This is a genomic window from Synechocystis sp. PCC 6803 substr. PCC-P, assembly GCF_000284455.1.
Taxonomy (GTDB): domain Bacteria; phylum Cyanobacteriota; class Cyanobacteriia; order Cyanobacteriales; family Microcystaceae; genus Synechocystis.
On the sequence record NC_017039.1, the window covers coordinates 2,903,068 to 2,923,723 of the forward strand.

The 20,656-nt window shown below is 47.8% G+C and carries 23 protein-coding genes and 1 pseudogene; 12 read left to right on the forward strand and 12 right to left on the reverse strand.

Annotation, left to right across the window (positions count from 1 at the left end; all coding sequences use genetic code 11):
- Positions 1-75: 75 nt before the first annotated feature.
- Positions 76-249 carry a hypothetical protein gene (locus SYNPCCP_RS17485; protein ID WP_173363260.1) on the forward strand — a complete coding sequence of 58 codons (174 nt, stop codon included), beginning with the start codon at positions 76-78 and terminating at the stop codon, positions 247-249.
- Here the strand turns inward: SYNPCCP_RS17485 and SYNPCCP_RS13565 are convergent.
- Entirely contained in the window at positions 243-1,271 is a 1,029-nt protein-coding gene (locus tag SYNPCCP_RS13565) for an ABC transporter ATP-binding protein (RefSeq protein ID WP_010873798.1), read from the reverse strand. The two genes, SYNPCCP_RS17485 and SYNPCCP_RS13565, sit on opposite strands and share 7 nt — an antisense overlap.
- 286 nt (positions 1,272-1,557) lie before the next feature.
- Between SYNPCCP_RS13565 and hisB the strand changes: the two genes are divergently transcribed.
- The gene (gene hisB / locus SYNPCCP_RS13570) at positions 1,558-2,190 is read left to right on the forward strand and encodes an imidazoleglycerol-phosphate dehydratase HisB (RefSeq protein ID WP_010873799.1); all 633 of its coding nucleotides are present in this window, start codon (positions 1,558-1,560) and stop codon (positions 2,188-2,190) included.
- Between the two features lie 17 nt (positions 2,191-2,207).
- Here hisB and SYNPCCP_RS13575 read toward each other — a convergent pair whose 3' ends face one another.
- The 5 genes from SYNPCCP_RS13575 to SYNPCCP_RS13595 form a co-directional block, all read right to left on the reverse strand.
- Positions 2,208-2,819 carry a Uma2 family endonuclease gene (locus SYNPCCP_RS13575; protein WP_010873800.1) on the reverse strand — a complete coding sequence of 204 codons (612 nt, stop codon included), beginning with the start codon at positions 2,817-2,819 and terminating at the stop codon, positions 2,208-2,210.
- A gap of 116 nt (positions 2,820-2,935) precedes the next feature.
- Positions 2,936-4,144 carry a bifunctional 2-polyprenyl-6-hydroxyphenol methylase/3-demethylubiquinol 3-O-methyltransferase UbiG gene (locus SYNPCCP_RS13580; protein ID WP_010873801.1) on the reverse strand — a complete coding sequence of 403 codons (1,209 nt, stop codon included), beginning with the start codon at positions 4,142-4,144 and terminating at the stop codon, positions 2,936-2,938.
- 109 nt (positions 4,145-4,253) lie between these two features.
- Positions 4,254-4,562 carry a circadian clock KaiB family protein gene (locus SYNPCCP_RS13585; protein WP_010873802.1) on the reverse strand — a complete coding sequence of 103 codons (309 nt, stop codon included), beginning with the start codon at positions 4,560-4,562 and terminating at the stop codon, positions 4,254-4,256.
- Positions 4,563-4,735: 173 nt separating this feature from the next.
- Positions 4,736-5,656: a response regulator gene (locus SYNPCCP_RS13590; protein ID WP_223211295.1), complete on the reverse strand. Its 921-nt coding sequence runs from the start codon at positions 5,654-5,656 to the stop codon at positions 4,736-4,738.
- Between the two features lie 226 nt (positions 5,657-5,882).
- Complete coding sequence (locus SYNPCCP_RS13595; protein WP_010873804.1) at positions 5,883-6,620, reverse strand: DevA family ABC transporter ATP-binding protein; 738 nt, start codon at positions 6,618-6,620, stop codon at positions 5,883-5,885.
- Positions 6,621-6,750: 130 nt separating this feature from the next.
- Between SYNPCCP_RS13595 and cobW the strand changes: the two genes are divergently transcribed.
- The 4 genes from cobW (at position 6,751) to SYNPCCP_RS13615 (ending at position 10,557) form a co-directional block, all read left to right on the forward strand.
- Positions 6,751-7,809, forward strand: coding sequence for a cobalamin biosynthesis protein CobW (cobW, locus tag SYNPCCP_RS13600; RefSeq protein ID WP_010873805.1), 1,059 nt, complete (start codon positions 6,751-6,753; stop codon positions 7,807-7,809).
- 62 nt (positions 7,810-7,871) lie between these two features.
- Positions 7,872-8,885 carry a Ycf66 family protein gene (locus tag SYNPCCP_RS13605; protein WP_010873806.1) on the forward strand — a complete coding sequence of 338 codons (1,014 nt, stop codon included), beginning with the start codon at positions 7,872-7,874 and terminating at the stop codon, positions 8,883-8,885.
- A 60-nt stretch (positions 8,886-8,945) separates the two neighbouring features.
- Complete coding sequence (locus SYNPCCP_RS13610) at positions 8,946-9,467, forward strand: PD40 domain-containing protein (protein WP_199303413.1); 522 nt, start codon at positions 8,946-8,948, stop codon at positions 9,465-9,467.
- 121 nt (positions 9,468-9,588) lie between these two features.
- Complete coding sequence (locus SYNPCCP_RS13615) at positions 9,589-10,557, forward strand: protochlorophyllide reductase (RefSeq protein ID WP_010873808.1); 969 nt, start codon at positions 9,589-9,591, stop codon at positions 10,555-10,557.
- A 56-nt stretch (positions 10,558-10,613) separates the two neighbouring features.
- Here SYNPCCP_RS13615 and SYNPCCP_RS13620 read toward each other — a convergent pair whose 3' ends face one another.
- The 3 genes from SYNPCCP_RS13620 to SYNPCCP_RS13630 form a co-directional block, all read right to left on the reverse strand.
- Positions 10,614-11,771 carry a DUF2974 domain-containing protein gene (locus tag SYNPCCP_RS13620; protein WP_020862043.1) on the reverse strand — a complete coding sequence of 386 codons (1,158 nt, stop codon included), beginning with the start codon at positions 11,769-11,771 and terminating at the stop codon, positions 10,614-10,616.
- Positions 11,758-12,225, reverse strand: coding sequence for a hypothetical protein (locus SYNPCCP_RS13625; RefSeq protein ID WP_010873810.1), 468 nt, complete (start codon positions 12,223-12,225; stop codon positions 11,758-11,760). The genes SYNPCCP_RS13620 and SYNPCCP_RS13625 overlap by 14 nt, the downstream gene beginning before the upstream one ends.
- A 71-nt stretch (positions 12,226-12,296) precedes the next feature.
- The gene (locus SYNPCCP_RS13630; protein WP_010873811.1) at positions 12,297-13,535 is read right to left on the reverse strand and encodes an LL-diaminopimelate aminotransferase; all 1,239 of its coding nucleotides are present in this window, start codon (positions 13,533-13,535) and stop codon (positions 12,297-12,299) included.
- Positions 13,536-13,717: 182 nt separating this feature from the next.
- On the opposite strand from SYNPCCP_RS13630, the gene SYNPCCP_RS13635 reads away from it, so the two are divergent.
- From SYNPCCP_RS13635 to SYNPCCP_RS13650, 5 genes and pseudogenes are all read left to right on the forward strand, one after another.
- A complete protein-coding gene (locus SYNPCCP_RS13635; RefSeq protein ID WP_010873812.1) occupies positions 13,718-14,335 on the forward strand; it encodes a DedA family protein in 618 nt (205 codons plus the stop codon).
- Between the two features lie 131 nt (positions 14,336-14,466).
- A complete protein-coding gene (locus SYNPCCP_RS13640; RefSeq protein WP_010873813.1) occupies positions 14,467-15,984 on the forward strand; it encodes a mechanosensitive ion channel domain-containing protein in 1,518 nt (505 codons plus the stop codon).
- A gap of 222 nt (positions 15,985-16,206) precedes the next feature.
- Positions 16,207-16,362 (forward strand): annotated as a pseudogene (locus tag SYNPCCP_RS17170) (IS701 family transposase); the annotation flags it as partial.
- 58 nt (positions 16,363-16,420) lie between these two features.
- Positions 16,421-17,200 (forward strand): IS5 family transposase, encoded by a 780-nt coding sequence (locus SYNPCCP_RS13645; protein WP_010873815.1) that lies wholly within the window; start codon positions 16,421-16,423, stop codon positions 17,198-17,200.
- A gap of 45 nt (positions 17,201-17,245) precedes the next feature.
- Positions 17,246-17,530: a hypothetical protein gene (locus SYNPCCP_RS13650; protein ID WP_020862042.1), complete on the forward strand. Its 285-nt coding sequence runs from the start codon at positions 17,246-17,248 to the stop codon at positions 17,528-17,530.
- 137 nt (positions 17,531-17,667) lie between these two features.
- Here the strand turns inward: SYNPCCP_RS13650 and SYNPCCP_RS13655 are convergent, their stop codons facing one another.
- The 3 genes from SYNPCCP_RS13655 to SYNPCCP_RS13665 are packed head-to-tail and all read right to left on the reverse strand — an operon-like array spanning position 17,668 to position 19,328.
- On the reverse strand, positions 17,668-18,120 hold the full coding sequence (locus tag SYNPCCP_RS13655; protein ID WP_010873816.1) for a biopolymer transporter ExbD: 453 nt from the start codon (positions 18,118-18,120) through the stop codon (positions 17,668-17,670).
- Positions 18,117-18,560 carry a biopolymer transporter ExbD gene (locus tag SYNPCCP_RS13660; protein ID WP_010873817.1) on the reverse strand — a complete coding sequence of 148 codons (444 nt, stop codon included), beginning with the start codon at positions 18,558-18,560 and terminating at the stop codon, positions 18,117-18,119. The genes SYNPCCP_RS13655 and SYNPCCP_RS13660 overlap by 4 nt, the downstream gene beginning before the upstream one ends.
- A 3-nt stretch (positions 18,561-18,563) precedes the next feature.
- Positions 18,564-19,328 (reverse strand): MotA/TolQ/ExbB proton channel family protein, encoded by a 765-nt coding sequence (locus SYNPCCP_RS13665; protein WP_010873818.1) that lies wholly within the window; start codon positions 19,326-19,328, stop codon positions 18,564-18,566.
- A 211-nt stretch (positions 19,329-19,539) separates the two neighbouring features.
- On the opposite strand from SYNPCCP_RS13665, the gene SYNPCCP_RS13670 reads away from it, so the two are divergent.
- Positions 19,540-20,580 carry a Fe(3+) ABC transporter substrate-binding protein gene (locus SYNPCCP_RS13670; protein ID WP_010873819.1) on the forward strand — a complete coding sequence of 347 codons (1,041 nt, stop codon included), beginning with the start codon at positions 19,540-19,542 and terminating at the stop codon, positions 20,578-20,580.
- Positions 20,581-20,656 lie beyond the last annotated feature (76 nt).

Consider the following 20,656-nt stretch of genomic DNA (forward strand, 5'->3'; position numbering starts at 1 on the left):
CATGCGAGAAAATTCATCCCTTGGCACAATGGTAAAAGCGAAACCAAGCCCAAACAGTATTACTTAACTTATTTCATGGTTGTCTCCGCCACCGATCATTCCGACAGAACCACTTCCCAAACTGGCGATCGCCAAGGATCATCACCTTCCTCGTCGGATTCGGAACCCATTCTTTGTCCCCATTGTCGCCGCACCGCCAGTAATGGTATTAAATGCAAGGGAATTTGCGTTGCTGACAGCGATTACTGAGCATTTTCTGAATTTTTATTGCTTTCTTCTGGATTTTCGGGTTTTTCTTCGGGCAATTCCACGGCCATTTCTTCGTCCACCGCCTCGCTAGTAATCAGATTTAAAAACACATCTTCCAAAGTGGGGCGTAGCCGTTGCATTTCGTATAAATCCCAACCCTGGGTGACGATCGCCTGGGCTAATTGTTGCCCCAGTTCTTCCAGTTGATTACTCCGCACCAAAATTTGTTGGCGTTCCTGCTGTTGGGGGTGGGTTTTAGTTTGCACCTCTTCCACACCGGGCAAGGACTGTAAACAATGGGCGATCGCCATTCCTTCTGCCCCAGCTACTTCCAACTGATAACTGAGATTTCCTTTTAGCTCCGCCAGTAAATTGTCCGGGGTATTGGTGGCCACCACCCGCCCTTGATTGATGATGGTCACCCGGTCACAGGTCATGCTCACCTCCGGCAAAATATGGGTGGAAAGGATAATAGTATGGTCCTCTGCCAAACTTTTAATTAAATTACGCACCTCAATAATTTGCTTCGGGTCTAGACCCACGGTGGGTTCATCCAAAATAATCACCGCTGGATCATGGACAATGGCCTGGGCAATGCCCACCCGTTGCTTAAAACCCTTGGACAGCTTGCGAATTAGGACTTTGCGTTTTTCCGTTAACTGGCACCGTTCCATGGCCCAGATCACCCTTTGCCGGCGATCGCCTGGTTTAACGCCCTTAATGCTAGCCACAAAGTTTAAAAAGCTGGCCACAGTCATATCCCCATAGAGGGGAGGATTTTCCGGTAGGTAACCAATGCGCTTTCGTACCGCCAGGGATTGTTCATGGACATCAAACCCTGCCACCCGCACTGTCCCGGTAGTGGCCGGAATGTAACCAGCCAAAATCCGCATGGTGGTGGTTTTCCCCGCTCCATTGGGCCCCAAAAAACCGAGAATTTCGCCTTTTTGCACCGAAAAGTCCACATTCTGGATGGCAGTGGTGGAACCGTAAACTTTGCTGAGATGTTCAACCTCAATCATGGCAGGGGAAATTAGTGAGTAAACAACCTGGGCACATTATGCCCCTTTCTCGGCCGGCCGCTCAAACGGATGAGTCACTCAGAATAGCTTCTAGATTTGCTCATTTTTTCAATAATCTGTTAGCCAGATCTGATCAGCCCTGTAAACTGACCCAATCAAGCGACCGCAATACTGGAGTTTTGGGAAAACAGACTCTAACTTTTGGCAATCTTCTCTTTACCTTTAAAATGGATTAAGGCTGTTCTGAAAAAAGCCATTGCCACTCAATTTCACCAATCTTTTCCCCATGCCGGAGTCATCCACCCCTTCCCTGCTGATCCCCAACTTTCCCCCCCGGGCGGCGGCGGTACATCGAGTTACCAAAGAAACTGATGTGCGGGTGAGTTTGAATTTGATGGGCAGTGGTTTGTGCCATGTGGCTACGGGGGTGCCTTTTTTGGATCATATGTTGCACCAGATTGCCTCCCACGGCTTGATTGACCTGGAAGTGAACGCCACCGGAGATATTGAAATTGACGACCACCACACTAACGAGGATGTGGGCATTACCCTTGGTCAAGCCTTAGCTGAAGCCCTTGGCGATCGCCGGGGCATTAATCGTTTTGGTCATTTCATTGCTCCCTTGGATGAAGCTTTGGTGCAGGTGACCTTAGACTTTTCCGGGCGGCCCCACCTCAGCTATGGCCTACAAATTCCCACGGAACGGGTGGGTACCTACGACACCCAATTGGTTCGGGAATTTTTTGTGGCCGTGGTGAACCACAGTCAAATGACCCTCCACATCCGCCAGCTTGACGGCATTAATTCCCATCACATTATCGAAGCGACCTTTAAAGCCTTTGCTCGGGCCATGCGTATGGCGATCGAGGTTGACCCCCGTCGGGCTGATACCATTCCCAGTTCCAAAGGGGTTTTATAGATTAAAGTTGGCCAGTATTAACTGGAAAAAATTCTTTGCAGAGATAGGGTAAACCCTGGCAAAATAGTTTCTCCGGATAGGTTGCTGGGATTTTCTAATATTTCTACTGGCTGTCCAGAGCGGTAAATTTCCACCTTTTTATTTTGGGGGTCAATCAGCCAGCCCAACTGAGCGCCGTTTTCCATATATTCCTGCATCTTTTCCTGCAATTTTTTGAGGCTGTCGGTTTTAGAACGCAATTCCACTACAAAATCGGGACAAAGGGGCATAAATCCTTGTCGTTGTTCCTGGGTGAGGGATTCCCAGCGCGCCTTAGTAACCCAAGATGCATCCGGCGATCGATTGGCCCCATTGGGCAACTCAAACCCCGTGGAGGAATCAAACCCTTCCCCAAGGCGATCGTTAGCTTCACACCAGATACCGAGTTGAGTAGTCAAATGAAAATTACGATTACCCGATTCGCCACCAGTGGGGGGATTCACAATTAATATTCCTGTTGCTGTACGTTCAAGCCTTAAATCTCGATTTTCCGCCGCTAAAATGGCAAATTGGGCCGGCGTGACCTGTAGGGCCAGTTCTTCGGGAATATTCAACGGCAGTGATTTCGGATCATCAACGACCTGAACCATGGCAATTTCCTCTGTGCAACCAGGGGGACTTTTCAATTTTAGTCCTTAGCCCCCGTCTGCGAAGTTTCAGTTTATCTTCCCAATTTCAGGGCATCGAGAAGTCGTAAAAGCAGCCCCTATGAGTTGCCGAGGGTCAGTAGTTGCCGAGTTTGCAGGCTCCGCACCAATGCCAAGTCGATGGATCGATCGCCTAGGTCGGTTAGAACTTTTTCCACGTTTGCTTGAATTTCTGTCTGAGCTTCTACTGCCTGGAGAAACTTAAATTCCTCTTCGGTTAACTCTAAGGGCTGATAGTTATAGTCAAATAAACTGCGGCTCGGCCAACCAGTCAGGCAAGGATGAAGATTGGGCAGGGCTTTGAGTAAGGTTTGATCGTCCGTCCAATCACTAATTTGTATGGGGGGTTTAGCCAAGAAAAATTCGTAGTGGGTAATTTCGGGGTCTAATAATTCAATTAGACGATATCGTTCCTTTTCGCTTAAATCTTTAGCCCGTTCCATTAAATCCGGTGCTTTGCCTAACAGGCGATCTAGTTGCCAATAATCAGGGTTGGAAAAGCCCAAAAATTCCAGTCCAGCCGAGTCGATTAATTCAAATAACGTATCAATGTTATAGTCCGTTTCTTGGGGATGGACATACATATCCGCAAAGGATTCATCCCGATGATTTTCCAGGGACCAACGCTCTTTTTCCCTTTTCACTAAACGGTTATATTCCGGCAAACTCGCAAAAATTTCTCGACCCACCGCAACCCCATCCTGGTAATCGCCCCGTTTTTTCCCCTGTAGGATGGCGATCGCCTTTTGCATGAGTTGAATTTCCCAGCGGCCGATTTCAGCGTAAACAAAAATGTGGAATAAACCACCGGGGGCCAATTTTTCCGCTACGGCCTGAATTCCAGCCACTGGATCGGGCAAATGATGCAGTACACCGACGGAATTGATGTAATCAAATTGTCCGGGAAGATGGGCCAGATTTTCCAGGGATAAATGGTGGAAATGCACCCGATCACAAACCACACCGGACTTTTGCAACCTTGTTTGGGCAACGGCTAAAGCCCCTTCACTGATGTCCACGGCATGAACTTCCGCTTCCGGGTTGAGGTGGACTAAATATTCCGTGCCGACTCCAGTGCCACAACCCGCATCCAAAATGCGAACCTTTTGATTAGCCGGCCGCCGTCCTAAACAAAAATTATGGGCCGCAGTCCATTGCCAGCGCCAGTTGTAACCCGGAGGTGGTTCCTGTAGCAGGGGTTCGGGGGGGAAGGGATAGGTGTTGTAGAGGGCCTGAACTGCGCGGTGCTGGTCGGAGTTGGACAACATAATTGGGAAAAAACTGGAGCTTTGGCGATCGCCAGAGGAATGGGGGCAAAATTTTCGCCCTGGTTTTTAATAATCACCTAATATCGGCCCACCGCCTAGGGGATAGCGGTTAATCCTCCGGCAAACGAACCTGCAAACCTTCGGGCACAATATCTAATCCCAGCAAAACTTTTTCCGTATTGGACATATCGCCGATAATCCGCTGTAGGGGAGGGGGCAATTGTTTGATCAAGGTGGGGGTGACCATGATTTTTTCCTCTTCCGCCCGTTGAGGCTGTTCCAACACGTCAATGATTTCAACATTGTACTGATCCCCTAGATCTTCTTGGCAAATGCGGTAAATATTGGCGATCGCCTGCTGAGAACGCACCGAATTACCCGTGATATAAAGTCTTAACACAATCCTATTCATATCCATCGCTGATAACAAATAAAGCCAATGCTTAAATCTAGCTCAATTAATCTGGGGTCAGTAACCTGAATTAAAGGAAATTTAAATAAAACAATCAAATAATGGATTATTAATCTAGTTAAAACAAAGTGTAATAGGTTATAGTTAAACAACTAAACAATCAAGCAAAGATAATTAATTTAAGAACTATCTTTGGGGGGAAATCGTGGTGAAATACGCGAGGAAATATTTAAGTTATTCAAGCTGACATAGTATTTGCGATAGAAGCTTGCTAAATAGCCCATTAATTCTAATACTATCAATCTGCCCTCGGTGGCGTAGGCTTGGGATTTAATTACATTAATATTGTGATTCTTTTCCTTTAGGACGGTGGTGTGGATTTCGATAATATCCCTGGGGCTGGCTTTCATAAAACCTAGGCGATCGGCTAAATTTCTCAAGCGCTCAGAAAGATTATGGTCTACCCTAAAAGCGCGTTGATCCAATGCTAATTCTAACAACTCTCCATAGGTTTGTTTCAACTCCCCAAATAATTCTGGAAAGGAATCTTTGATGGTATCAGAACCAAACATCCGGGCAGTGACGCTGGTGGTGGAGCTAATTAAGGTTTCCAGGGCGCTGTATTCCTTCTGTTGGCTGGCTAAGTTTCGTTGATTTTCACTCTTGCGACGATAAATATTTCTTTCTAAAACCGATAGTAATTCATAATAAAGCAAATAACTGTCGAGATTTTTCAGTCGTAAATAGCCATCGGCCCCATGCTGGAACGCTTGAATAACTAAATGCTCATCTTCACTTTGGCTATAGACAATGATGGATTGGTCGGGGAAAATTGTGCGGGCTTTAATTAGGGTATCAATGCCTTGGAGTTCCGATAGAAATAGATCTAATAAAACCACGGCAAACTCTCGATCTTGGCAAATGTCCACCGCCTCAGCCAAATTTGACACCGTCGTAATTTGTACCGGTAGACGTTCCACCAAAGGGGATACAATCGACGGTCCGAAGCAATGGTCAACCATGGCTGCCGTTGCTGAATCATCTTCAATCAGTAGAATTTGGTAGGGCTCCTGGGTCATGTAATCACGGCTAAGTTCCAAGGTGAGGGGTTTATGGGTTAGTTAAGTTTAATGCTATGCCTTTGCCTCTCTGGGGTTTACCTGGTAATGTCCCTATGCCCGCAGTTTTGAGACAAATTAAAGCACAATTAAAACTTGGCAAATAAGCTTTGACTAATCCTAAATATTTCTATGATTTAATTTGGGATTTAGCCACACTTATTATATGGAGCTTTTAACTAAGTTTTTAATGTCGGTTAATTAATCTTCACTCCCCTGGGTCGGCACAAAGTTGCCCATCTTCGAGTTGAATAATCCTGTCTGCCACGTCCAAAATGCGGTTGTCATGGGTGACAATCAAAATAGTAGACCCCTGCTCTCGGGCTAATTTTCGCATCAACTCCACCACGTCATGGCCCGATTTACTGTCCAAGGCCGCCGTTGGTTCATCGGCCAAAATCATTTTGGGATGACTTACTAATGCCCTGGCGATCGCCACCCGTTGTTTTTGTCCACCGGAAAGATTGTGGGGATTGTAGTTAATGTGAGCTCCTAGTCCCACCGCCTCCAGCATGGCAATGGACAACTCTTTCGCCTGTTGAGCATTGTATTGGGGGTGTAGTTCGATGGCCATCTGTACATTTTGCCTAGCAGTGAGGGATTCGAGCAAATTGTGGGCTTGGAAAATATAGCCAATGTGACGGCGGACCTGAACCAAATCCTGTTTTTTTGCTCCATTTAACTCTTGACCAAACACCCGCAAACTACCGCTCTGGGCCGACCGTAACCCCCCCATCAGGGTCAACAATGTTGTTTTTCCCGAACCGGAAGGCCCCTTGAGGATCACCACCTCCCCTTCGTCCAATCGGAGATTGATATCAAATAAAATTTGTTTGCGGAGATTGCCAGTGCCGTAGAAATGACTGAGATTTTCCATGGCCACCACTGGTTCCGCTGGTGTCATGGTGACTAGGTCACTGGAGGGGGAGGAAAGAAGCATTGCCATGGGCAAATAGATAGTGGGAAAAAGAGCTTGTATCCATCATGACCTTTTGTCGAGGGGAAAACCACGGCTAAACTTAAAGATCCGCCCCTAGATAGCCACCATTTAATTTTTACAAATTTTTACGAAATCCATGCACAAAATCCCCGTTACCGTAGTCACTGGCTTCCTCGGCTCTGGCAAAACCACCTTGGTTAGGAACCTATTACAAAACAACCAAGGGCGACGCATTGCAGTGTTAGTCAACGAGTTTGGGGAAGTGGGCATTGATGGGGATATTCTCCGCAGTTGCGGGGTATGTGACGAGGACGGCAATCAAATCTTTCCGGCAAGCAATGAAGCCCCCAAGATTGTTGAATTGGCCAATGGCTGTCTCTGTTGCACTGTGCAGGAGGAATTTTTGCCCACCATGCAGGCTTTGTTGGAGCGGCGAGAGGAAATTGACTGCATTGTGGTGGAAACTTCCGGCTTAGCCCTGCCCAAACCTCTCATTCAAGCTTTTCGTTGGCCAGAAATTCGCACTGGGGCCACGGTGGATGGAGTAATTACTGTGGTAGATGGGGATGCCCTCGCCAGGGGGGCCATGGTAGGGGATTTGGAAGCTTTGGAAGCCCAACGGCAGGCCGATGATAGCCTCGACCACGAAACTCCCATTGAAGAATTGTTTGAAGACCAGTTGGCCTGTGCGGATATGGTGCTGTTGACCAAAACCGATTTGTTGGGGGATGGGGATCAACAACGGCTGGAAAATTGGTTAGGTGACCAGTTACCCACAGGAGTCAAAGTGGTGCCCTGTCACCAAGGGCAAATTAGTCCAGAAATTCTCCTCGGCTTTAATGCGGCGGTGGAAGACAACCTGGACAGTCGCCCCAGTCACCATGACCATGAAGAAGACCACGACCACGATGAGGATATTAATGCGGTGTATGTGGCCCTAGACCAGGAATTTGACCCGGCGCATTTGGTTCAAGGTTTAACTGATTTGGTGCAAGACCATGAGATTTATCGCATTAAGGGTTTTGTCGCCGTGCCCAAAAAAGCAATGCGCCTAGTACTCCAGGGAGTTGGGCAACGATTTGATTATTTTTATGATCGCCTCTGGACAGAAGAAGATAGCAGGCAAACCCGCTTGGTGGTCATTGGCCAGGGCTTGGAATCGGAAAAGATCAAAATGGCGATCGCCAACATTTAGACCCCTTCGGCCATCAACAGAATCGGCTACCATGGAGCAGAGAAACACAAGCTTTCAAGGTAATGGTAAATTTCGGGCTTAATTCAGCTAGCATCCTTGGTATTTTTCTTGCAGTGGCCGGGGCCGGGCTCTATTTCCTGCGCTCAGTGCGGCCGGAGGTGTCCCGGGATTACGACATCTTTTTCTCCGCTGTGGGCTTACTGTGTGGACTAATTTTGCTATTCCAAGGTTGGCGGCTCGACCCGATTTTACAATTTGGACAACTTCTATTAAGTGGTTCCACCGTGTTTTTTGCCGCTGAAACCATTCGTTTGCGGGGCATCACCACCGAACAGGCCCGGCGCAGTGCCCCCTACGCAGACGATCGCCGGGTGAGCAAAACCAGGGTCTATACGGAAGCGGAATTGGATCAGTTGGAACCGGAAGATGAACCCGTGGCCCGCAATAATCGCCGCCTGAGGGGTTATGACGATGATGCCCGCAGTGGCCGTCCCGATGGCTATGGAGAAGCGGAAGCCCGCCCCAGACCCCGTTCCCAAGGCCGTAACGCTCCCCCCACTAACCCCAACCCCAGACCAACCCGTTCCCGTCCCTCCGCTGGCCGCAGTGCCCCCCAAAGACCCGGCCCCGCCCCTGGTTACAACGATAACTACGGTTACGAAGACGATTATTCCGGTTGGGAGAGTGGTGCCAATGATGTGTGGGATGATCCCACCCCTAGCCGTCGGCCGCCTACCCGTCGTCCCCGTCCCGAAGCTGGTAATGATCCGGCCCCTTCCCGTCGTCCCCGTCCTAGTAATAATCCCCCCAATGATTCCTTTGGCGATCGCCCGGAGAGAAATGCCCCCCGCAATGCCCGTCCCTACGAAGATGAACCGCCCGCGGCCTATGTGGACTATCAACCCATTGACGAAGCCGATTTAACTCCCCGCCCCACCACTCCCGAGGACCCTGCCGATAGGAACCAGGAACAGAGTCGCAGTGGTAATCCCCGCAGTCAACGCCCTAGTCGCTCCCCCGTCGATGGCGAAGAGCCCCCCATCGGAGCTGATGACCAAGAACGGTTTGATTATTAGTTTTTCCCAGTGAACAGGGTGAGAATTTGGAGTAGTTTAGGGCGGACTCCATGGTTATGGTTGGCAATAATACTAGTCCCCCTAGCGCTCAGTGGTTGTAATAACGTCAGGCGATCGCCATTGGATCAGAGCTTAAATAGCCGCTTCAATGACGAACAGCCCAGCCTCAGTGGTGACGGTCGCTGGTTGGCCCTAGTTTCTAACCGCAACGGCACCAGGGAAATTCTGGTCTATGACCTGCGCAACAATCAATTGGTCAACCTACCGGGATTGAACCAAGCCAACACCATTGCCGAAAGTCCCAGTCTGAGCCGCACCGGCCGTTATTTGGTTTATCTGTCCAGCATTCAAGGGCGGCCTGACATCGCCTTATACGATCGCCTGACCAAAAAAACTGACCTGTTAACCCTCAACTATCGCCAGTGGGTACGCAATCCCAGGATTAGCCCCGATGGTCGCTATATCGTTTTTGAAACCGCTAAACGGGGACAATGGGACATTGAAATCCTTGATCGAGGTCCCCAAATTGAATTGGATATTGCCGAAGGTGCTCCCGTGGAAAGCCCCCCCACTGCACCATGATCAACCATTGGTAAAACTGAATTTTGCTTAAAGCTCCTTCACAAAAGCGGCTTCAACATTGTGCGATCCTAAAGAATGGCAAAGTTTAACCACTAACAATTAATTAAAAATTTATAAATCCATGGAACAACCGATGAAACCCACGGTGATCATCACCGGAGCCTCCTCCGGGGTGGGATTATACGGAGCTAAAGCTTTAATTGACAAAGGTTGGCACGTGATTATGGCCTGCCGCAATTTGGATAAAACCCAGAAAGTAGCCGATGAATTGGGTTTTCCCAAGGATTCCTACACCATCATCAAATTGGATTTGGGCTATCTGGACAGTGTGCGCCGCTTTGTCGCCCAGTTTCGGGAATTGGGTCGTCCCCTCAAAGCTCTGGTTTGTAATGCGGCGGTTTATTTTCCTTTGCTGGACGAACCCCTCTGGTCAGCGGATGACTATGAACTTTCTGTGGCGACCAACCACCTGGGGCACTTTTTGCTTTGCAATCTGTTGTTGGAAGATTTAAAAGCCTGTCCCGATGCAGATAAGCGTTTAATCATTTTGGGCACTGTTACGGCCAACAGCAAAGAACTAGGGGGTAAAATTCCCATCCCCGCCCCGCCGGATTTGGGCAACTTTGAAGGGTTTGAAGCGGGCTTTAAGAAACCCATTGCCATGATTAATAACAAAAAATTCAAATCGGGCAAAGCGTATAAAGATAGTAAGCTCTGCAATATGCTCACCACCAGGGAGTTGCACCGTCGCTTCCACCAAGAAACGGGCATCGTTTTTAATTCTCTCTATCCGGGCTGTGTAGCCGATACTCCCCTATTCCGCAATCACTATTCCTTGTTCCGCACCATTTTTCCCTGGTTCCAGAAAAACGTTACCAAAGGCTATGTCAGCCAAGAATTGGCAGGGGAACGGGTGGCCATGGTGGTGGCCGATGACAAATTTAAGGATTCTGGGGTGCATTGGAGCTGGGGCAACCGTCAACAAGCGGGCCGGGAAGCCTTTGTGCAGGAACTTTCGGAACAGGGAAGCGATGCCCAAAAAGCTCAGCGCATGTGGGATCTAAGCGAAAAGTTAGTGGGTCTGGTTTAGTTCACCGATAAATTCCCCCCAGCCTTGGGGGGGTCAGGGGGGCAGTTCAAAAACGATCAAACGGCGGCGATTGGATAATCTCTGGACTGATCCGTTTCCACTTCCCTATCCACTGCTCCCTGGTAGGTATCCACCACATGGTTGGGTAAGATGTCCCCTCCTTGGCTGAGGAAACTCCAACTTTGCCCGACATGGACATAGGTGCCTAACCCCGTAGTGGGGGGCAGGAGGGGAATCACGTCTGCGAGGTTAACAATACGGTAACTGTTGGGCACTTGGCGGGAATGGAGTTGGGCAAAGGTCACATCGCCGACCCTGGGGCAGGCATAGCTATAAAGTTGAATCTGGGACCGTAAGTTGGGGAGGTTAACCGCTAGATCCAACGCCGCCAGCACCGCCAGGGAAGCCCCCAAACTATGGCCAGTGACGTAACAGGGCACGGCCGGGTCTAACTGCTGGGCAATTTCCCTCGGAATGGGACTGACAATACGGAGATAATTTTCGATAAAGCCCTGGTGAATTTTGCCAAAATATTGCCCCGATCGCCGTTCGGTGAAGGGAATTTGTTGGGCCCGGAGATTATTGACCCATTCCATGGTGGTTTGGGTACCCCGAAAAACAATGAGATTGCGGCGGGGAGAACTGAGGATAAAACCCAGGTAAACGGGGATTTCCTGGGTTACTTTGACCACTTGACGAATGGTTTCCCCCAGGGAATCTTCCGCTTGGTCCCAGGTTTTATCTAAGGGGTCACCGGTATTATCCAGGGGAATTTGCACCGCAACGGATTCGGAAATGTGAGCTTCCCTACCGCGAAAAGAAGCAATTTGTTTATACTCATCCAGGTCGGAGCTATAGGCCGGTAACTGGCGAATATTGCCGTCGTAGCTAGGGATGGTTTTCCCAGTTAAGTATTGCTGGGTGGCGATTTTACTGCAACGGATCAGCAATTGGGAAATTTGGCGATCGTAGGGCAGGATAGGGGGAGTGAGCCTAACACTGTTAATAATTTCCTCGCCCCGGTAAATTTTTTCCGCATCCGCTTCAAAGGCGGCATTTAACATGCTGGTGCGGTCGGTGTTGGCCGCTTGGGCTTTGGCTAATGCCTGTAATTCCCTGATTTCCTGGCGATGGCGTTCCTCCCGGCCTATGGTGAATGCTCCCCCCAGGGCCACTCCCCCCAGCAATAGTCGGCGGCGGTTAAAGATGCCCATGGTTGATGCTCTCCTGGTCGGGCTGGACTGGTTGATGGAAACGATGCCCCAAAGCGCCATTGGCATAGTACTGGTTGGTGCTTTGGCCCAACATCCAAGTGAGGGTAAACAGCCCCGCAAAGCCTTTAAAACTGTCGAAATAGGGCACCCAAATCCCGATCGCCAGTAGGGTGACCCAAACCACAGCGGCGGTAATTACTGCGCCAATGGCCCCAAAAATGTTACCGGCGATCGCCAACAGGTCTTGGCCCCGGGGAAATTGCCAAATCTTACCAATGTCCCGGCACATCTTCACCAGCAGAAATAACACCAACAGCAAGCGCAGGGAATAGTAACCGGCGATCGGCAACAGAGTAATTAAACTGGTGCCCAAGGCGTAATCGAAAACTAAATCCCTGGCCTGCTTGGCCCGGTGCAGATTTTTTTGCCAAAGTTCGACGGTTGACTGCACCATGTTTTCAAACCTTTCAAACTGGAATGGCAATTGATAAAGGCGTAGAGCTAGAGCTACCTTTGGGAGGGATTCTAACCCAATTTGAGGGTGGAAGTGATTCGTTCCATCGCTTCCTCCACATTGGCCCGACTATTGAAAGCCGAAATGCGGAAATAGCCTTCCCCCGCCGCGCCAAAGCCAGAGCCTGGAGTGCCCACCACATTAACTGTGTGTAATAACTTATCGAAAAAGTCCCAACTGCTCAGGCCATGGGGGGTTTTGACCCACACATAGGGAGCGTTAATGCCACCATAAACCTGCAAACCAGCGGCGGCTAATTTCTCCCGAATAATGCGAGCATTTTCCAAATAAAAAGCAATCAGTTCCTGTACTTGGGCTTGGCCTTCGGGGGAATAGACGGCCTCTGCCCCTCGCTGGATAATGTAGGAAACGCCATTAAATTTGGTGGATTGGCGGCGGTTCCAGAGTTTCCATAGCTCCACGTCACTGCCGTCGGCGGCTTTAGCCGTTAAGGTTTTGGGCACAACGGTTAACGCACAACGGGTACCGGTGAAACCAGCATTTTTAGAAAAAGAGCGAAACTCAATGGCGCAATCCCTCGCTCCTTCAATTTCATAGATGGAATGGGGCAAAGTGGGGTCAGTGATAAATGCCTCGTAGGCCGCATCGAAAAAGATGATCGAGCCGTGGGCCAGGGCATAATCTACCCACTGTTTCAAATAGGCCTTAGTGGCAGTGGCTCCGGTGGGGTTGTTGGGAAAACAGAGATAGATTAAATCTACTTTTTTGCTTGGTATGGCCGCGACAAAGTCATTTTCGGCCGAAATGGGGAGATAGACTAAACCACCGTATTCCCCTTTTTCATTGGCATCGCCGGTATGGCCCGCCATCACATTGGTGTCCACATAAACGGGATAAACAGGGTCAGTGACAGCGATGGTGTTATCTTTGCCGAAAATATCGAGGATATTGCCGGTGTCACATTTAGAACCGTCGGAGATGAAAATTTCTTCGGCGTTAACCTCACAGCCCCTAGCTTGGAAATCGTGCTGGGCAATTTTTTCCCGCAACCAAGCGTAACCCTGTTCCGGGCCGTATCCTTTGAAGGTTTGGCGATCGCCCATGTCGTCGATGGCTTTGGCCATGGCCTGGCGACAAGCAAGGGGCAGGGGTTCCGTTACATCTCCAATACCAAGTTTGATCACCTGGGCGTTAGGATTGGCAGTGGTGAAAGCATTTACCCGCCGAGCAATTTCGGGAAACAGGTAACCGGCTTTCAGTTTGAGATAGTTGTCGTTGATACTGGCCATGGCTTGGTGATTAAAGGGCGATCGCCATTATAAAAGGTGAGTTACCCCTCGCCCCAGGGGAAATGGCAATGGGTTTATGCTCGCTCCAATCAATACTGCTCCCGTTGGTTTAATCATGGTGACGGCCATAGCTAGTCCAAATTTCTGCTAAAACCTATCCTTAACACCCCCATCGAACATTTATGTCCCAGTGGATCACAGAATGGATTCCCCAAGTAATGAATCAATTGGGCTATGGGGGAATTAGCCTTTTAATGTTTTTGGAAAACTTATTTCCTCCCATTCCGTCTGAGTTGATCATGCCCTTAGCTGGTTTTGCCGTTGCCCAGGGAAAATTGGAATTATTCCCGGCGATCGTTGCAGGTATTATCGGTACAATTCTGGGAGCTTATCCCTGGTACTACATCGGTAAATGGGTCAGCGAAGAAAGGCTAGAACAACTGGCTGACCGTTATGGTAAATGGATTGGCCTAGACGCCAAAGATATCCATAAATCGAACGTTTGGTTTGGTCGCTATGGCCATCAATCCGTCTTTTTTGGACGCCTAGTGCCTGGTATTCGTACCATTGTTTCCTTGCCCGCAGGCGTCAATGCCATGGGTTTGATTTCCTTTACTCTCTACAGTTTGGGGGGCATATCTCTCTGGGTAACTTTTTTAGCTAGCGCAGGTTACAAACTGGGTGATCATTACGAACTGGTGGAGCAATATTTGGGGCCAGTGTCAAAAATTGTCCTAGTTAGTATAGTCGCTATTCTTGTGCTGTTAATTGTTCGCAAACAGCTACGTCGAAGGGCTTAATTTTTAGGATCCAGCTTCAATCCTATTTCGATGGTGAATTTTTCAGTTACCCATCCCCCTATCCCCATGAACCTTAGACTAAAATCGGGTCTTGGCCACATTCAAACATCCCGATTCTGGGGAAACTTACTGTGATTGCACAAATTAATCCACCACCACAAGGACCAGGGCCCCAGGCGATCGCCAATGTGCTTGAACAATGGCATTTCCTGAACATTTGGCTGTTTGAAACACTGAATACTCCCATCTTCAAATTGGGCACTGAAAGCATCACTTTATGGTGGATTATTCAAGCCTGTTTTCTCCTTTTGCTGGTAGGAGTATTCGCCAAAGCTACTAAACAATTCCTAAAAAAGTTCCTACTGCTCAAACTTAGATTTAGTGAAGGTAACCGAGAAGTAATTGGTACATTAACTAGTTTGGGGGTGGCCGTATTAGGCTTTATCGTTGTATTGCAAGCCATGGGCTTGGAACTAGCTAGCTTTGCAGTAATTATGGGGGGACTAGGGATTGGCATTGGTTTTGGCTTGCAGGAATTAACTAGGAATTTAGTCAGTGGTTTGACAATTTTCGGCGAAAATAAACTTAAAGTTGGTGACTTAATTGAATTTAATAATCACATTGGTTACATCAAGGAAATTTCCATTCGCTCTACCATCATCCGTACCTTTAGAGGTAGTGACCTAGTGGTGCCCAACACGGATTTAACCAGCAATTTAGTTGTTAACTGGAATTATGAAAATTGTAGTGGCCGCCTGGAAGTACCAGTTAGTGTGGAATATGGCAGTGACCTAGTTTTGGTCACGGAAGTGCTATTGGAATCCGCCGCCATGGAAAAAAATATTGTCAGCGAGCCCGCACCAAAAGCAGTTTTCCTTGGATTTGGGGACAATTCTCTTAATTTTGAACTCTGGGTTTGGACTGAAAGAATTGACCAAAGATTTCTCATCTTTAGCTCCCTTAATCACATCATTCAATATAATTGTCGTCGTCGAGGAATTAATATGCCCTTTCCCCAAAGGGATATCTGGTTGAGAAATCCAGAAAGTATCTGTCTAGCAGTTAGTGATCAAGACAACAACGCTACAGTCCCCGGGAAAGAAGTAGGTGAATCCCCTACCCTCACTCAGCTACTGAAGAAAAACTTCTGCTTTCAAAAACTCAACGATCTTGAAATTAGAAATGTGATTGAAATGGGTAAACGATGGCATTTACAGCCAGGAGAAATTTTAATTAAACAAAACCAATACCACAGCTATTTTTGTATTGTGCTAACTGGGGCGATAGATGCAATTTATGAAAATGAAAAAATTAGCAACCGTATATTTACTTTCAAACAGGGAGAATTCTTTGGTGAGTTGCCATTAATGTTAGAAATTCCCTATCCCACTACTATGATAGCGGCCGAAGATTCCACTTTATTTTTGATTGGGAAAGATTGTTTTCATATATTGTTAGCAAACCATCCCCAACTATCAAATCTTGTCGCAGAAGAATTGGGTAAGCGCCAGGATGCTCTCCAGGGCTATGAACAAAAACTGAAAGAAATGGGACTACTCGAAGAGGCAGATCTAAAGAACCCGGTGGAATGGATTCGGCAAAGAATTAATAAGATTTTTGGTGTCAGTCAAGAATCTGCATATCGTTAAACCTATTTACGTTGTCGCCATACATTGACCTTAAATAAACCTCCAGCTTTCCTATTTTTATGAAAGATCAGAGGCTATCGCTCTTCTATCATTGTGGGTAGGATAAAATGGAGAAGATAGTCTGAAATGCAGAGGTGGTATATGGTTGCCCCACGTGAAGCAAAAGAAACAGTATAATTCATTGACAAATACTGCGAAGGATACAGAGACTTATTTCCAGAAGTGAGAAGCTTTGAATACTTTAAATACTTGCATCTAGGATTAATTGCGAATATAAAGAGAAAAACCTTCCCAGAAATAGCTAAGGTAGTAGGACTAGAAAATGGACAAGGATTTGACTATTTCTTCGGTAACAGCCCTTGGTCGTTAGAGCGTGTTTGAAAAGTAGGGTGAAGAATGGAAAATGGTGAAAAGAATAAAATTTTCACCATAATTAATGATAATCCGAGAATTTTACAGCACGGACATCACTGATAGCCAGTGGCAATTGGTAGAACCTCATTTACCCAAAGCAAAAACTGGGGGAAGAAAACGGAAAACTAGTCTGAGGGAGATACTCAATGCTATTTTTTACATGCTCAGAACGGGGTGTGCCTGGCGACTTCTGCCCCATGATTTTCCTAAATGGCGAACGGTCTATGGTTATTTCCAGCAATGGCACGAAGATGGTACCTGGAAAAAATTAAACCGTATCTTCCGTGAGAAAGTTCGGCTCAAAGCTGGAAGAAATACTCACCCTAGTGCCGGTTGTTTAGATTCACAGTCACTTAAAAAGGCTGGAACTGGCCAAGAAACTGGCTATGACGGCGGAAAAAAGGTCAATGGTCGTAAACGTACAATCCTCGTGGATACCATGGGATTACTTCTCGATGTTGTCGGTGCCCATCGCTCTGACCATCAGGGTCTGATTCTACTTGGCACCTGGTTTGCTCCCCTGTGGCAGTGCCTGCAAGTTATATGGACTGACAGCACCTTTGGCGGAAAGGATTTTATTTTCTGGGTGGAGCATACTTTTGGTTGGACCTTGAATGTGGTCAGCAAAAAGCAGGGACAAAAAGGCTTTGAAGTCCTACCCCGCCGTTGGGTAGTCGAGCGCACTTTTGCTTGGTTTGGTCGTTATCGTCGTTTAAGCAAAGATTATGAATATTTACCTACCACCAGTGAGACAATGCTCTATGTTGCCATGGTTCATCTCATGCTTCAAAGGCTTGCTTAAAACTTTTCAAACACTTTCTTACAAAAAGTAGATAAAATTGCATGGTTGATATTTAATGAATACCTAAAAGGATTTGCCGAAGTCGCTACTATTCCAGAAGAAGGAACTGGGTATATTGATAAGCTTTACATATCAAAGAGACGATATTTACAACCAGCTAAAGTTAACATCAAAATCTTAGATTCTAATTGTAGTGTTTGGCTTCCTTTTGGAAAATCGCTTGAATTTAAAAACTATGTAGATGCAAAAGAAGAAATTAAGAAACGTTTAAATAATGCTGGTTTTTCAAGTATAAAAATTTCCTTTAAGCAGGAATCAATTATTTCTTAAAAATTAGTAGAGGATTTTAGACAACCTCGGTTGATCGAACAGAAAAATATAAAAAATATCCTATTGGAGTGACAGAGAAAATCACTTTTTATCCAACACCTGTGTCGACTTATATTGATCATTGTTTCCATCCATACTCAAGGCATGGCCCCAGCACCAATTAAGAGGGAAACCCGATCACCGCCCACTTCCTTCAAGCTAGAGAGAATTTCAATGGCACTTTGATAGGGAACGTCCCCTGACACCCGCAGGTAAACGTAGCGCTGGGGGGACTGTTGCAAATAGTTAGGTAACTGCTGTAGAAGTTGAGCTTTTTCCACAGGGCGATCATTTACCGAGAGTTTTCCCCCTGGGTGTAACACCACTGGGAGAAATTGCGGCTCTTCCGGGTTTTCTAATGGCGCTTCGGCGGATTGGACCTCCGTAGTTTCAGCTTCCTGGGGTAAACGAACCAGCAAAGATGCTCCCTCTTCCGCTAGGTTGGCGGCAACGGCGACAAAAAAGGCCAACACGACCAGCATCACATTGAGCATGGGGGTAATTTCTAGTTCCGGCAATTTGTCCCGGTCTTGTCGGTGTCTAAATTTCATAGCTCTGGGTCTGATTTATGAACCACCAAAAGGACCCGATCGCCGCCTACTTCCACCATTTGGACTAATAAATCATCCACTTGACGATAGTTTAACTGTCCGTCCACCGTTAACCTCACCTCACCCTGGGGATGGGTCGCTAAAAAGGTGGCGATCGCCGTTAATAATTTATCCCTTTCGACGATATTGCCTCCCAGCAAAACGTCACCCTGACGATTTAAACCCACATCTAAACTAGGTGCCTTGACCTTTGTTTGGGGGGATGAATCCTCTTCTTTGGCAAAACCGCCTGCGCTCTCCGGTGGCTCTAGATCGGCGATCACCCTACCAGTCAAAGACATGGTTAAAATTACAAAAAAGGTTAATACCGACATCAAGACATCAATCATCGGTACTAAATTAATCCCTGGAGTCCTTGCCCCCCTGACTCGGCTTTTCATCGGTTATGGCTCAGCAATTCTAGCCGCCATTAATAAATTGGGCATTGGCTGATGAGGTTCGTACCAGACCTCACGGTAAATAAGTTCTAATTCACTGCCCACTGCGGCAAAATAATCCATTTGTTGGGACTGTAAACTGACCAAAACCCTAAATACTAACAGGGCAAAAATCGCCACCATCATCCCCGCTGCCGTGGTAATCAACGCTTCTCCAATGCCCGAGGCGGCCTGGGTAGCCTCCGCACTGGAGCCTCCTCCCCCGATATTGAGATTGTTAAAAGTGCGAATTAAGCCCGTTACGGTGCCTAACAAGCCCAAGAGAGGAGCTAGGGCAATGATAGTTTCCAGGAGTTTATCCCCCCGTCGCATTCGGGCAAATTCTTTATCGGCGGTGGCTTCCATGGCCAAACGGAAAGTTTCTGGACTAGGATGGCGTAGTTTAAGGGGAGCCAGCAGAAAACGACCAATGGCTAAATGTCGAGCATGTTCAGCAATTTCCCGAGCCTTTACCAAATCCTCAACCGCCGCATCGAGCACATCCCGCACAACCTGGTCTTCTTGAATCAGTAGGCGACTCCAAAACCAACCTCGTTCGAAGGCAGTGGTAAGGGCAAGGATGGACAGCAGTAACAAAGGAAACATCACTACCCCTCCCTTAAGAAACTCATCGAGTAGCCGCGGAGTTTGAGTCAAAAACAGGGGGGATGGGGCCATGGACAGAAAACAGGGAAATTTTCTAAATAATAATCTCTTGCAATTATCCAGCACAAGTGCTTCAATAATTTATGGATTATTGCACTTTATTTGCAATAAAGTTGACTATCCGAGGTTGACCCACTCCAGATGCCCATTAAGCTATCTATCACTAGCCAAACAAGCCCAGACATGGGGCCTAGTTCGGATTAAGGGGACTGGGTTGAGCCTGCACTATTGATTACTTTCATTTTAAATTGCCCACTATCCATTGCCCTAGACTTCGATGACAACTAAGATTTCCCGGCGGACTTTTTTTGTGGGCGGCACCGCCCTCACTGCCCTAGTGGTAGCTAATTTGCCCCGGCGGGCCTCTGCCCAGTCCCGCACGATCAACCTCTATTCTTCACGGCATTACAACACCGATGATGCCCTCTACGATGCTTTTGGCGAGGTTAACCTCATTGAGGCCAGTGCCGAAGAACTGATTGAGCGTATCCAAAGTGAAGGGGCTAATAGTCCAGGGGATATTTTATTCACCGTAGATGCCGGTATGTTATGGCGGGCGGAACAGGCGGGACTTTTCCAACCGGTGCGCAGCGGCAAGCTGAATGAGCGCATTCCCGAAAATTTGCGCCACCCTGATGGGCTATGGTATGGCTTCACCCAGAGAGCCCGGGTGTTGTATTACAGTCGCGACCGGGTCAATCCAGCGGATCTCTCCACCTACGAAGCCCTGGCGGATCCCCAATGGCGAGGAAAAATTCTGGTGCGCCCTTCCAGTAATGTATATAACCTTTCCCTAACTGCTTCCCGCATTGCCATCCATGGAGAGCCAGAAACCCGCCGCTGGTTACAAGGCTTGGTGGGTAACTTTGCCCGGCAACCGGAGGGTAATGACACGGCACAAATTCGTGCTATTGCCGCCGGCATCGGAGATGTGGCGATCGCCAATAGCTACTACTATATCCGCCTGCAAAAGTCCACCGATCCCGCCGATCAAGAAGTGGTGGAAAAAGTCAGCCTTTTCTTTCCAAACACTGGCTCCGGAGAGCGGGGAACCCATGTCAATGTCAGTGGGGCTGGGGTGCTGAAAAATGCCCCCAATCGAGACGCGGCGATCGCCTTCCTGGAATATCTAGCCAGTGATGACGCCCAACGTTATTTTGCTGAGGGCAACAATGAGTATCCGGTAATTCCAGGGGTACCCATTGATCCTGTGCTAGCCGCCCATGGCCAACTAAAAGGAGACCCCCTCAATGTTTCTAACTTGGGACGTTACCAACCCGATTCAGCTCGTTTAATGAATGAAGTTGGCTGGCAGTAATGCAAAAAAAATTGGACAATTGCCGGAGTTTGGCCTCTGATTATTGCATATAAATTGCATATAGGGGTTAGAACAC